At 30.1% G+C, this 14,230-nt stretch carries 13 protein-coding genes; 11 read left to right on the plus strand and 2 right to left on the minus strand.

The genetic code is table 11. The annotated features are described in order from the left end of the window. Window positions 1-171: 171 nt before the first annotated feature. The 11 genes from B6A10_RS09250 to B6A10_RS09300 all read left to right on the plus strand — a co-directional run bounded on the left by B6A10_RS09250 (window position 172) and on the right by B6A10_RS09300 (window position 12,087). Complete coding sequence (locus B6A10_RS09250) at window positions 172-573, plus strand: helix-turn-helix domain-containing protein (RefSeq protein WP_188220653.1); 402 nt, start codon at window positions 172-174, stop codon at window positions 571-573. A 101-nt stretch (window positions 574-674) separates the two neighbouring features. Continuing rightward, window positions 675-935 carry a hypothetical protein gene (locus B6A10_RS09255; RefSeq protein WP_188220654.1) on the plus strand — a complete coding sequence of 87 codons (261 nt, stop codon included), beginning with the start codon at window positions 675-677 and terminating at the stop codon, window positions 933-935. Window positions 936-1,589: 654 nt separating this feature from the next. Further along, complete coding sequence (locus B6A10_RS09260) at window positions 1,590-1,985, plus strand: plasmid mobilization protein (protein ID WP_188220655.1); 396 nt, start codon at window positions 1,590-1,592, stop codon at window positions 1,983-1,985. Beyond that, window positions 1,970-3,220, plus strand: coding sequence for a relaxase/mobilization nuclease domain-containing protein (locus tag B6A10_RS09265; RefSeq protein ID WP_188220656.1), 1,251 nt, complete (start codon window positions 1,970-1,972; stop codon window positions 3,218-3,220). The genes B6A10_RS09260 and B6A10_RS09265 overlap by 16 nt, the downstream gene beginning before the upstream one ends. 400 nt (window positions 3,221-3,620) lie before the next feature. Next, window positions 3,621-3,911: a helix-turn-helix domain-containing protein gene (locus B6A10_RS09270; protein WP_188220657.1), complete on the plus strand. Its 291-nt coding sequence runs from the start codon at window positions 3,621-3,623 to the stop codon at window positions 3,909-3,911. A gap of 51 nt (window positions 3,912-3,962) precedes the next feature. After that, complete coding sequence (locus B6A10_RS09275) at window positions 3,963-5,168, plus strand: HipA domain-containing protein (protein WP_317172023.1); 1,206 nt, start codon at window positions 3,963-3,965, stop codon at window positions 5,166-5,168. Between the two features lie 505 nt (window positions 5,169-5,673). Next, window positions 5,674-7,014 (plus strand): DNA (cytosine-5-)-methyltransferase, encoded by a 1,341-nt coding sequence (gene dcm / locus B6A10_RS09280; RefSeq protein ID WP_188220659.1) that lies wholly within the window; start codon window positions 5,674-5,676, stop codon window positions 7,012-7,014. Window positions 7,015-7,016: 2 nt separating this feature from the next. Then, window positions 7,017-7,916: a DpnII family type II restriction endonuclease gene (locus B6A10_RS09285; RefSeq protein ID WP_188220660.1), complete on the plus strand. Its 900-nt coding sequence runs from the start codon at window positions 7,017-7,019 to the stop codon at window positions 7,914-7,916. Between the two features lies 1 nt (window position 7,917). Beyond that, the gene (locus tag B6A10_RS09290; protein ID WP_188220661.1) at window positions 7,918-9,219 is read left to right on the plus strand and encodes a hypothetical protein; all 1,302 of its coding nucleotides are present in this window, start codon (window positions 7,918-7,920) and stop codon (window positions 9,217-9,219) included. Continuing rightward, window positions 9,210-11,168: a DEAD/DEAH box helicase gene (locus B6A10_RS09295; protein WP_194431830.1), complete on the plus strand. Its 1,959-nt coding sequence runs from the start codon at window positions 9,210-9,212 to the stop codon at window positions 11,166-11,168. The genes B6A10_RS09290 and B6A10_RS09295 overlap by 10 nt, the downstream gene beginning before the upstream one ends. Further along, window positions 11,140-12,087: a DUF3883 domain-containing protein gene (locus tag B6A10_RS09300; protein ID WP_188220662.1), complete on the plus strand. Its 948-nt coding sequence runs from the start codon at window positions 11,140-11,142 to the stop codon at window positions 12,085-12,087. The genes B6A10_RS09295 and B6A10_RS09300 overlap by 29 nt, the downstream gene beginning before the upstream one ends. 93 nt (window positions 12,088-12,180) lie before the next feature. Here the strand turns inward: B6A10_RS09300 and B6A10_RS09305 are convergent, their stop codons facing one another. Beyond that, window positions 12,181-12,903, minus strand: coding sequence for a hypothetical protein (locus tag B6A10_RS09305; RefSeq protein ID WP_188220663.1), 723 nt, complete (start codon window positions 12,901-12,903; stop codon window positions 12,181-12,183). Continuing rightward, window positions 12,903-13,850, minus strand: a complete 948-nt coding sequence (locus B6A10_RS09310; RefSeq protein ID WP_188220664.1) for a hypothetical protein — start codon at window positions 13,848-13,850, stop codon at window positions 12,903-12,905. The genes B6A10_RS09305 and B6A10_RS09310 overlap by 1 nt, the downstream gene beginning before the upstream one ends. Between the last annotated feature and the right edge of the window lie 380 nt (window positions 13,851-14,230).

Here is a 14,230-nt window from a genome sequence, read left to right on the forward strand (position 1 = left end):
TTTTACTTTTTTTAATTAATAGCTGTCTGAAAAATTGTATTTTTGTTTTATACACAGCAAGTAAGTAATAGATTGTACCGTACCGAACTAATCGGAATTGTATCTTACAAAAGCTGGCTTGTAAATTACCAAGAGACTTTTCTTTTTAGAAATTTTAAATATCTTTGAGACATGAACACAGCAACAAAAACAAAACATATCGGTAGAAATATTAGCCGTATTAGAGAGCTTAGAGGTATGAAGCAGGAAGCACTTGCGCAAGCTATCGGCATAAGTCAACAATCTGTTTCAAATATTGAAGGAAGTGAGACTGTTGATGAAGATAAATTAAAAGCTATTGCTGAAGTATTAGGTGTATCAACTGAAGCAATAAAAAACTATAGTGATGAAATTGTATTCAATATTATAGGAAATACTTATCATGATAATTCTTCATCATTAAATTATAGTTGCACATTCAATCCAGTTGACAAAATTGTACAATTATATGATGAAAAAATAGCTTTGTACGAGCGAATGTTGAGAGAGAAAGATGAAATGATGGCTAGGCTGGAAAAATTATTAAATAAATAAGATTTCATAATATATATTAATTCCAACAAAGAGACTCGTAAAACGAGTCTCTTTGTAGTTAGAAGTATTTTATTTGTTGTAAAAACACTTTAAAAACCAAAATGGATAAGATTATAAAACTTAGAGTAAAAAAGGAAATTGACAGGGTAAATGAGCTTAAAGTTTTAAAATTAAAAGGAACTTTAATTACTAAAGGTTACACCGAAATTATTCATATTGAAGATGAAAATAAAGATTTTTATCTCAACACTTTTGCTACTTCACCGGAACAAAAAAAGGATGCTGAAAATTATGTTTTAGAATTTATTTCTACAAACAATTTAAACGATACAATTTCTTTAATAAGCACTCCAAAAAAATAAAACTTCAGACTGCTTTTTCTCTTTCAGACATCCCCAAAAACCTTCGGAGAAATCCTCAGAATTTTGTGGATTGAAAAACAAAATATTGCTTGAAAAAGTACACTTCTTCTGCTCTTCATTTTTAATTGGATTTTGTGGAAGTGTACCCTTTCAAAAGACATTAAAAACAGAAGACTCTTTCAGAATATTGATAGGTTTTCCGATTCCATTCCAAAGGAGAAAAAAGCCAGCCAAAGTATTGAACATTTGACAAAGAAGTGCGCATAATGACAAGCTTCTAAACGAAGCCTGTCACCCTTCGGGACTTATAGCACTTCCATTGCCAAATATTCAATTGAAGAACCGCTTTCTTTTTTTCCTTTTTGTTTTGGAAAAAAATTATTTATGATAAGTTCCTGTTGTCATAATCCATTTTCCCGATTTCCGTCTTTTTTGAATTTAAAACATCCTAATCAAAATTTGAGCAGGATTGCTCATTTCTGAAAGCTATTTTACCTTAGTATCTGACTTTAAAAAGCTGAAAGACTGCCACGTTCCTGAGTCTGGCAAGATGAACGGTTGTCTGACAACCGCCTATCTTGCCACGTATTGCCTCGGAACTCGGCGGTGGAGACACTTAAAAGCGAAGAGTTTGAAAAATAATGAAAATGATAGATGATGGAAAGAGGAAATTTAAACAGAACTCGCAGGATAACACTGCGTCTGACAGAACAAGAGTATGCAAAAATTGAAGCAAAATTTAAGGCTAGCTGCTGCCGAAAGTTAAGTAATTACATTAGAAAACACTTATTCAACAAACCAATTATAAGCACCTACCGCAATCAATCTTTAGATGATTTAATGGAAGAAACCATTGTATTAACTACTGAACTTCGGGCTATTGGAAATAACATAAATCAGATTGCTAAAAAGATAAATTCAGCAAAAACAATTACTGATTTTAAGGCGCAATATATTTCGTTTGAGCAGCATCGAGAAATACTTTTTGACAAAATAGATTTCATTGGAAAACACACTCAAAAAATAGCAGAACGATGGTTGCAATCATAAAAACCGGAAACTCAATTCACTCTATTTTGAATTATAACGAAAACAAAGTTAAGGCTGAAAAAGCGCAGTGTATTCATGCTGTAAATTATCCATTAAAATTGGAAAATTTAAGTTTTAATTTGAAGTTAAATCGATTTTTAAAACTGGCTGAACTTAATGAAAATGCCAAGCGAAATACTGTACATATTTCGCTCAATTTTGATCCTTCGGAAAAGCATTCCAAAGAAAAATTAATTGAAATAGCAGACACTTATATGGAGAAAATCGGTTTTGGAAAACAACCTTATTTAGTATACCAACATTTCGATGCCGGACATCCGCATCTCCATGTAGTGACAAATAACATTCAAAGGGATGGAAAGCGAATTGATTTGCATCTTTTAGGCATTAGAAAATCAGAACCTGCCCGAAAAGAAATCGAAAAACACTTTGGTCTTGTAAAAGCTGAGGATAGAAAAAATAAACAACATGTTACTCTACAGCCGATTGATTCTCGCAAGATAGAATATGGAAAAGCGGAATCTAAAAAAGCAATAAACGGCGTTTTAAATAAGGTCTTAAACGAATACAAATATTCCAGTCTTCCGGAACTCAATGCCATTTTAAACATGTACAATGTTCATGCTGACAGAGGTACTGAAGATTCCAGAGTTTTTAAAAACAAAGGATTGCTTTATAAGATTCTCGATAAGAATTCTAAACCTATTGGAGTTCCTATCAAAGCCAGCGATTTTTATAATAAGCCCACTTTAAAATTTCTGGAAGAAAAATTCAAAACAAATGACATAAACAAGCAGTCTCAAAAGAGTCAATTGAAGAATGCAATCAATCTTGCTTTCTTTGACAAGAAAATCTATTCTCCTGAACAATTAGCTCTTAAACTTCAAAAAGATGGAATCCATGTAGTTTTTAGAAAAAGTAAAGAGGGACAGCTATATGGAATCACCTATGTTGACCATAGAACGCAATGCGTTTTTAACGGAAGTAGCCTGGGAAAAGAATATAGTGCTAAAGCAATTCAAGAACGTTGCGAATCATGCAAGACTTCTCAAAAACATTTTAACCTATACGAAAATCTTGAAAGACTAAAAACAGAAATGAATTCGCAAACTACTTTTAACCCTACACTTATTAATAACTTTTTAGATGCATTACTAAAAGGTGAATTCGTTGATAATAGTTATACGCCTAAAGAATTAAAGCAGAAAAAAAGAACCAGAAGAAGAAAATTGTAAATTCATTCCAGCTATGAATATCTCAAAAATTGTATTTTAAAATTCAAAAGAAAATTAATTTACTTAACAAAAGAAAAAGAGAAAAAAGAAAGCTTTCAATCATGTGGAGGTTATGAATAGAACAAGACTTGGCACAACCTGAAAGGCTTGGCCTTGTTTATTTCAGAACCGGAACTTAACTTGCTTTGCTTTTTTTGGTTTTTTTTAAATATTAAAAAATAGTAATCTAAAACATATTACTACTTTAGTATCGTTGACATAAAAATTATCTACCTGTTACTAACTCTATTTTTTGTACAAGTAGCTTTTATTTAAAACTGACGATAAACAAACGACAACAAATGTTTGTTATTGTGAACAAAAACATTATTTTTGTACATAATAATAAACATTATTTGTTATGAGTAGTAAAAAACAATCCATATTTCCAAAACATTTTAAAATCTTGGAGCACATGGGCGAAAACATAAAATTGGCTAGAAAAAGACGAAAATTAACGACAACACAAGTTGCTGAAAGAGCTGATATTGTCCGCACAACACTATATCAAATTGAAAAAGGAAATCCAAAAGTTGCGTTGGGATCATATTTCAATGTACTCCGTGTTTTAGGCCTGCAAAACGATTTTCTCAAATTGGCTGCAGATGATGAACTTGGAAAAAAATTACAAGATTTAGAACTTTTAAAATAATAAATGGCTCAAAATAAAACCGACATATACGTTTATGCACACTGGAAGGGCATGTCAGAACCTAAATTAATAGGTATTCTATCAGCTCAACAAGCAAAAGGAAAAAAAACTTTTAGTTTTGAGTACGATAAACATTGGTTAAAATCGGGAAATCAATTTCTTTTAGATCCCGATATTCAATTATTCAGTGGTCCGCAATATCCCAACCAAAAGGAAAACTTTGGAATTTTTCTCGACAGTATGCCTGATACTTGGGGACGTACATTGATGAAACGTCGAGCCGCACAAATCGCCAAAGAAAGTGGAGAAAAAACACCTACACTTTACGATATTGATTTTCTATTAGGTGTATATGATGAAAGCCGTATGGGAGCTTTACGCTTTAAAACCGATCCTAATGGAGATTTTCTAGACAACAACCAAACCACTCCAACACCGCCTTGGTCTTCAATTCGCGAATTGCAAAACGCAGCTAATAGTTTTGAAAATGACGATCATAATGATGAAGTAAAAAAATGGCTGACAGTACTTATGGCTCCAGGCTCTTCATTAGGAGGCGCCAGACCAAAAGCCAACATACTCGATACCGACAAAAGTCTTTGGATTGCCAAATTCCCTTCCAAAACCGATACAACAGACAAAGCCGCTTGGGAATTTCTGGCCTACCAACTCGCTTTACAAGCTGGTATTACAATGGCTGAAAGCCGAATCCAAAAGATTACAGGCAATTATAATACTTTTTTTACCAAACGATTTGATCGCGAAAACGGCGAACGCATACATTTTGCCTCAGCTATGACTATGACTGGAAATAATGAAGATACGATTCGTGACAATCCGGCTAGTTATCTTGATTTGGCAGAATTTATTAGCAACTATGGAACAAATGTAGAAGCCAACCTACACCAACTCTGGCGCAGAATCATTTTTAACATTGCAATTTCCAATACCGATGATCATTTACGCAACCATGGTTTTATATTAACAAAGGATGGTTGGATACTCTCCCCAGCTTACGATCTCAACCCTTCAATTGACAAAGACGGCTTAGCACTAAATATAGATATGGACAATAATGCTCTTGATTTTGAACTAGGCAAAAGTGTAGGTGAATATTTTAGGCTAAATAACTCTCAAATGGATACTATCATTCATGAGGTAACAACAGTCGTGAATCAATGGAAAGATTTAGCCTCTAAAATAGGCATTCCAAAAAGCGAACAGGAACTAATGGGAAAAGCGTTTAAATTAATTTGAAAACGTTGAACATATAGATATCATCTGTAATCCGACAGCAGAAATAAGAAATAATATAAAATAAAATTTTAAAACTGACACTATGGAAAATTGATCACCATTTCCAATTGAACGAATATGTTTATAATTTGTTCAATCTATTACACATAAACTAGTTGTTTTTTATACTTTTGAATAATTATCTATTTCATTAATTATACGCATAAATCATCAATATAAAATTACTTACGAAAGATTATTTTTTATTAAATTGTATAATATTAGGTAAAACTATTAGGATGATACGTAAAAAAAAGTCTATACTCTGGAACAACTTGCCCACAATTATACAAGTGAGTAGTACAACATTATCAAAATCAAAAATGGAAGACCGAATTGTACTATCTACTACTTACTAAAATTTCATTGTTATTTTGGATTTTGAAATTGCAATTAAATAAGAGTTTCGATTAAATTATTAAATTAACCTTTTATCAATTACTTGGTTTAAATTATTATAAAATAAATGCCAAAATATAAATTTATTGATTTGTTTGCTGGTCTAGGTGGAATTAGACTAGGATTTGAACAGGCAGCAAAAGAATTAGGTTACCAAACCGAATGCGTATTTACTTCAGAAATTAAAGACAGTGCTATAAAGGCGCTAAATAGAAACTTCCCAAATGAAAACATTGTATCAAGAGATATAACAAAAATCAAAGAAAGTGACATACCTAAGTTTAATATATTACTTGGAGGATTTCCTTGTCAAGCATTTAGCTATGCAGGAAAACAAAGAGGATTCACAGAAACAAGAGGGACTCTTTTTTTCGAAATCGAACGAATTTTAGAATATCATTTTAAAAATATAGATGGTTTTATACTAGAAAATGTTGAAGGTTTAATAGTTCATGACAAAAAAGAACGATCTGACAAAATTGGACGTACGTTAACTGTAATACTTAATATCCTTAGGGAAAAACTTAATTTTAATGTAGAATTTGCAATGCTAGATGCATCTGATTTTGGGGTTGCACAAATTCGAAAGAGAGTTTTTATTGTTGGCTGCAAGAAAAAATATGGTGAATTAAATTTACATTTTTCTCCAAAACCAAAATCAATCGTAAGAGACTATTTAGAATTTGGACAACCTTGTCTCGATAATAAATTCACACAAAAGCTATTAAAACATTTTACTCCTGAGGACTTAAATGGAAAATTTCTAAAAGACAAAAGAGGAGGAAATCTAAATATCCATAGCTGGGATTTTGAATATAAAGGAACTGTTTCTTCTGAACAAAAACAATTATTAAATCTACTTTTTAAACAACGTAGGCATAAATCATGGGCTTCAGAAATCGGTATTGAATGGATGGATGGAATGCCTCTAACAAAAAAACAAATTGAATCATTTTTCCCTAATGAAAATCTTCAAGAATTATTAGATGATCTTATTAACAAAAACTACCTTGTCCTTGAACATCCTAAAAAGAAAGTTGTTACAGTAATAAATGAGACTTCTTATTCCGAAAGAATTCCAGACACTACGCTACCAAAAGGTTATAATATAGTAACTGGAAAATTATCCTTCCCTATTAGCCACTTTTTGGACATTTACAATCAAGCTCCTACAATGGTAGCTATGGATATGAATGCAATTGGGGTTGTTGATGGTAACGGTATACGAAATCTTACACTTAAAGAAGGTTTAGGATTATTTGGATACCCTAACGATTATTCTTTGGATGAATTTCAAAAAGATTCTAAATCAATTAGATTAGGTTATGATTTATTAGGAAATTCAGTTTGTGTTCCTGTAGTTAAAGAAGTTGCAAAAAGATTATTATCTCTAATTAACAAGAAATAGGTATGGAAAAATTACTTTATAAAGAAGCACTTAAAACTACAACAATGTTTTTGTGTGACAGTACAATAGAAGCTTATTTTGAAAATTACCTTACATCTGAAGTAAAACTTTTAAAAGAAAAACTTAGAGGTATTGGCACTTTGTCTGGTTTAAAATTATTTATCAAAAGCGATAAAGAATCAATAGATAAAATCATTACTCTTTTAGGAATCAGTAATGAAAAATTTAGAAGAGTCGTTTCTTGGATTAGACTAAATCAAGGTTACACATTTGAATCCGAATGGTCAAATTCAAAACTTAGAACAGAATTAATAAGTAATCCAAGTATGATGGAGGAATATTGCGAATTATTTTCCTCTGGTTATGTTAGCCCAAAATTCTCAGCCATTATACCCCAGTTCATACTTTATGATTTTAGAATTGATGACAATACAATTGAAAGATTGAATAATGATGATTACATCAGGAATTTAATAAAAGACAAAGTCACTACTAATTACAATAGTAAATACCGTGATTTATATCAGAAAAAACTTGATGAAAAAATATTAAAAATTGTATCAGGATTTGGTTTAGAATATAAAAAGATGGATATACCTGGCTTTTTAAACAAACAGTTGAATTTAATTTCATTTCAAGGCAAACAAATCATTATAAATTCTAGCTTCTATTTAACAACTAGTTCAAAGCAAACTGATTATTACAACGATACAATCAGACTCATTGTTCAAGATGCGCAAGCAAATCAAAACACAAGAGTTGTAAATATTTTAGATGGGGCTGGTTGGATTGCGAGAAATTCAGATTTTAAAAAAGTTTATCGTGACTGCGATTTTTTTCTTAATTTAAAAACAATTGACAGTTTAAAAATTATTATTCAAGAATTCTTTAATATTAACTAACATGACCACACAAGAAAGAAAAATCAAGATTAAAGAAATTAAAGACGGAACACCTGTAGCTACAGGTACCAAATTGAAATATCAAGGAGAAATTCGAGAATTTAATGTTTATAAAATACCTATAGAATTTCTTGCTTATAATGTTGAAAATGGTCGAATTAGCAGTTTGGTAAAATCATATAAAAGAGAATATGGATCATTAGATGTAAATAACGAAAATGATTCTCAAAGGATTGCTAAATTCCTATTTGATTCAAACGAACAACGTAATAAAAAAACATTAAAAGATTTAGCTGAAAATGGACAATTAGAGCCTGGAATCATTACTATGGACGGTATAATTGTAGATGGCAACAGACGAGCTTCTCTTTTAAGAAGAATTGCGAAAGAGTCAGATTATGATCAAACTACAAAGGATAAATGTTCTTATTTTTTGGCAAGAATTCTTCCAGAAGATGCTAATGAAAAAGAAATACTCCGTTTAGAAACATCATTTCAAATGGGTGCTGATAGTAAGGTAGATTACAATCCTATAGAAAAATATTTACACACTCGGGATATGCATGTAAAAAAATTTACATTAGACCAAATTGCAGAATATATGGGATTTGATTCCGCAAAAGATGTAAATCTAAACTTGGATATCATGGAACTTATCGATGATTATCTCGAAACATATGGCTATGATGGAATTTATACACGTTTGCCTAGAGGATGTGAGGATGATTTTTTAAAATTAAATACAGCCATTAAGAAAGTACAAAGCGGAAAAATAAATTGGATTCAAACGGATCAATTGGATGAAGTTGAAACTGATTTGCGAAATATTAGTTTTGATTTTATTAGACTTGAAGAAAAAGGTGATTTTGATTTTAGAGCAATTGCTTCAACTTCTAACCATAATTTTCTTAATGACGAGGAAACTTGGAATACGTTCACAGACGCATATAATAATTTAATTCAAGATTGTGAAGAAGAAGAAGAACTCGAAGATGTTTTAAAAAAAGCTGGTAACGAAGCAGATATTTATAGATTACTAAATCAACGTGATAAGAAATGGAAGGATGAAATGCGTGAGGGATTAATGTCTGCTTTCAATGATAGCAAAAACATCATTGAAAATAAAAAATCTAAGGAAAAGCCCGAGGAATTAATTAAAAAAGCAATTAATGCTCTTGCTGCAATCGATCTTAATAGTGTATCTCAAAGTAATAAAAAATCTGAATTACTTACAAAGATTAATACTTTAACGAAAATCACTGAAGACATTTCAAAAGTATTAAATGAAAAATTATGCAGTTAAAAATATCATCATGTGATAATTCAAAATATTTAGTAACCGGTTCAGTTCAGGAGCTAATGAGGAACAGACGTTCAAAAATGCTTCTACGTACTAAATTAATTTATACTTTAGAATCAAATTCTCTTTATATTGAATCAGATGAGCCAATTGAACGTGTCGCTGAACTTTTAGGACTCGCAGCTAAATATATTGGTGCAGAGGTGAAATATGATACTCAAATTAGCTCTGATATTCAACAATACTTGGAAAGAGAATCTCAATTCGAAGAATTTAGTGAAAAAGCACAGAATATCAAAGCTAACAATTGCATAAAAGATGATTTCGAAGAATTCACAAATGCATTAATTGATCATTTGCCTAAAAGGAGACTCTATCCTCTACAACTATTATCAGCTTATCATTTAGCATTTTCTCAAAGCGGTTGTAACTTTTCTGTTCCTGGAGCGGGAAAAACAAGCATCGTTTATGGTGCATATACTTATCTAAAGAATCTAAATCCAGATAATCCAAAAAAGGTTGATAAAATAATAATCATTGGTCCCTTAAGTTCATTCTCACCTTGGGAACTGGAATTTCAAGAATGCTTTGGATATAAACCAGATAGTAAACGAATCAACGGTGCAATTTCTTCTGAAAATAAGAAACAATATTTCTATGGAATTCCTGCTGAAATAACTCTCATTAGCTATGCTTCTGTTTTGTCTGTAAAAGATTCTTTAAAATATTTTTTATCAAACTACAAGGTTATGGTTGTACTTGACGAAGCTCATAAAATTAAAAACACAAACGGCGGTATCATATCTTCAACAATTATGGAACTTGCTCCTTTATGTTCATCACGAATAGTACTTACTGGTACACCTGTTCCAAATGGTTATGAAGATTTATACAATCTTTTTAATTTTATTTGGCCTAAGAGAAACGTTACAAAATACAATATTGGCCAATTACGTGATATGAGTAACACTTTCAGTGATAATAGAATACCACACCTAATGTCTAATATAGACCCTTTTTATATACGTATAAAAAAGCAGGATTTAAATATCCCTGAACCTATTGAACATCCTCCTATCTTGATTCTAATGAAAGAATCTCAACAACGTATATATGATTTTATTGAAAAACGTTTTGTTGATGAAGTCAATAAATCTCACTCTAATTTACATTCATCATTAGTTAAAGCAAAATTGATAAGACTTCAGCAGGTAGCTTCTAATCCAGCCTTACTACGTGATCCATTAATTAAATTTGGAGAAGAAAATGGCGAAGATTTTTCTGGTATTTCAAACGAGGATTCACATATTATGAACGATGTTATGAGATACTACACAGACGAAATTCCATCAAAATTTGAAAAATGTGGGGAGTTAGTTAACCAAATCATCCAAGCAAATGGAAAAGTAATAATTTGGGCTATATTTATCAAAACGATCGAACATCTTGAAATCTATTTTCGTTCAATTGGCATTGAAAGTCGGACGTTATATGGAGCAACCCCAGTCGCAACTGACGGTATGACTCCTAATGATGAAAATTACAATTTAACACGTGAAGCTATTATAAATGAATTCCATAACCCTCAAAGTAGTTTCAAAGTAATAATTGCAAATCCATTTGCTGTTGCAGAATCAATTTCATTACATAAAGTTTGTCATAACGCTATATATGTAGAACGTTCATTTAATTGTGCTCATTTCATCCAATCAAAAGATAGGATTCACAGGTATGGTTTACCAGAAGGGGTCAATACGAATTACTATTATTTACTTTCAAAAGACACTATTGAGGAAACCATAAATACTCGATTACAGATAAAAGAAGAAAGAATGATTTCATTAATCGAATCGGCTCCTATACCATTATTTGATAATATTGGGGATGAAGGTGATGAGGATATTAAAGCAATAATTTTTGATTATGTTAAACGAAAAAATAGAAACCTGTAGTGAAATTGCTGACTTAAATGGTCTTTATTTTATTTGGAAAAATTTAATTGCTGGAGTTTCTTCAATTAATTCCTTAACAAATTTACGTCTGCATCATAAGGGAAAAATAAACTTAAATATAGATTTTACGCTATTACTATTTGAACAACTTAATATTGTTTATTTAGAAAGTGATAAAATTCAATTGTGTAATCCAGAAATAAAAAATTTAAATTTTGACTTATACAGTTATCAAGATTGGTTTTCTAAAACTCTTTTAGATTTCTTAATAAAAGAAAATGTAATATCTCTTTCTGAAATAAAATATGAAAGTCAAATTGATAAATATGTATTACCACGTTTTAATATAAAATACAAATATGCTTGCTACCGTAATTTATTAATATCTCTTAGTATAATAGAGAAATCTAATGAAGGTAATTTTTATATTGGTGATTTACTCATAAATTATATCATCAGTGAAAATAAGGTAAAAAGAAAAATAACTGAAGCTGAACTTTTAAAAAAGCTAGAGGAGCAAAGGTCGCTTGGAGAAACTGGAGAACTGTTCGTAATCAATTATGAAACTCAACGTCTTTCATCTAGGAACGATACAAATAAAATTAAACGTATTTCACTTATGGATGTAACTGCGGGTTATGACATTATTTCATTTAACGATGATTACTCTAACTCTTTAGATCGATTTATTGAAGTAAAAACATTTAAAGGAAAACCTCATTTTCATTGGTCTTCAAACGAAATTCAAACAGCAAAAATTAAATCAAAAAATTATCATTTATATTTAATCGATGCTACTAAGATTACAGATACTTCTTACACCCCTTTAATAATTTATGATCCAGTATCTTATTTTGAAAAAAGTAACGAATGGATTTCTAGTCCAGATTCATTTTTATTTGAAAAAATTAATATCTGACTATTCTAACAAAAATATTAATCACTTAATCTAAAACTATTTACTAAAAAAGCAGTCTTTTAAGACTGCTTTTCTTCTCCTTTATACTTCAATTTAACCTACAACATGTTTCAAAAATAATTGGCTCTCTGTAGTAGGATTAACAAAATCTATATTTTCTTTTCTTATTGGTAATGTATCAAAAAAAGCTGAACTAGTTAATTCTGATGGTCTAATCCTTTTCAAATGAGAATCTCTAATTTCTTGTAATATACCATTATTTGAAACGGTAGCAATTTGATCTAATTGTACTTGTATACTCTCAATCCAATACTGAAAATCCTGTTGCAAACTATCAATTGTGCTGTTGTCCCAATCATCAATCTCTAAATACTTATTATTTTTATATAAGCGCCCTCTAATAACATTTATGCAAAAACCAACACATGTAGTAATATCAGGCAAATTGTTTTCAGAATAATATGAACCATCGGGATTATAAAATGACTCTTGAAAAACAAATCCAAAACTTGGGGAGACCTCATCTTTTAAAATTTCACAGTAGGCCAAAAATGATAGTACTATGCCATCCCCAAATATTGTTATTTTTTTTATATATAAGTCATTAGGTATATTATCTATATCCAGCTCTACAAAATGTACTATTCCTGTAAAATGAAAATAGTAAAGTTTTTCATCATAGCAAATTATAATACCACTATGAGTAGCTTGTCCCAACTCATCAACTTGTACACAGATTGAAATAAAATCCTCGTGTATTTCACTATCACATAATCGTAATAGTTCTTCCCCAATTGTATTTAAATTAACCTGCACTATACTAATCGTTTTTTTGTTTTAGAAACAATAATATCTTCAATATTCTTCAACAAATCTTTAAGATCATTATGATGCTTAAAAGCCTTTGAAATAATCAAAATAGTAGTCAAATCATTTATATCTGCTAAATCATTACAATATAATTTAAGAAATTTTCTAGATTCTTTAAATTGTTCATTTGAATAAAAATCTTTCAACTTATAGTGAATTCTCTTTAGTGGGGCTGTCCCTTCCAATCTATTTTGCTCTTTAAAAAATTCTTTAAACTCATTGTAAAAATCTCTTTCATTAGCGTTATAAATATCACATAATGTATATTCCATTTTATGGTTAGAATTCATCTTTGCCCAAGCGGAAAATTTCACAGTCTTATACAAAAAAGGGCTAATTTTAATTGCATCAGCTCTTTCACACTTTATTTTAAATGAATGACCAGCTCTTTTTACATGAAAATTAGGCCTATTCCCTCCACTTTCCATTAGTTCGGCTTCAAAAAATTCAATATTGAAATTATTTTCAACTTCTCGACGTTCTCTTTTTTTTCTAAATTTTTGACCAAAAAGTTCTATTACTGGAATTCTTTCTCCATCTTCCAAGAAACTAACTTCAAAATCTAATTCTGAATTTGTAATTTGATCCTTGATGATTTGCATATTGTGGACATATATATTGTTTCTCTCAGAATCATTATTGAAAACCTTTAAAAATCCATCTCGAACAACTTGTAATCCTTCATTTCCATTAATAGATGCACATGCACTTCCTCGTTTAACACCAATAGTCAAATCGGGTCTACTTTCATATTGAGCAATATTTCTTAATGCAGTTAATATTTCTATTAATGAATTTGTCGCTTTTATCGACATATTATCCAAAGAAACATTTTCTCCACTTGCATCTTTTATAATCCTAAACTGAATATCTTCGACCACTTTTTTATTCATGTTATTAAGTAAAACAATGAAAATATAAACTATAACCTAGAAAACCACTTGGTTAATGGTACAAATATTATTATTTTTTATCTAAAAATCTATTTTTTTATAAGAAAAAAAATACTTTTAATTATTCAGCATTCTGTTTTAAAGAACAATCAGAAAGATTTATAATTTATTCAAAATAGGAGGACGATCTAAATAAATTATAAAAAAGTCAAATAGAAAACTAAACTATTAGACTCAGATTCCTAAAATTAAATACAGTAATAATGAATGTGGCTTAAGTAATTTATTAAAAAAGTTTAATTAAGTTAAAAGTCCCGATAAAGCATTCCTTTTTTACTGAAAGTCTTTTCAAATCTTGCAAAAAGAGGTTTGAATGCTGT

It is taken from the genome of Flavobacterium pokkalii (assembly GCF_014596575.1).
Classification (GTDB): domain Bacteria; phylum Bacteroidota; class Bacteroidia; order Flavobacteriales; family Flavobacteriaceae; genus Flavobacterium; species Flavobacterium pokkalii.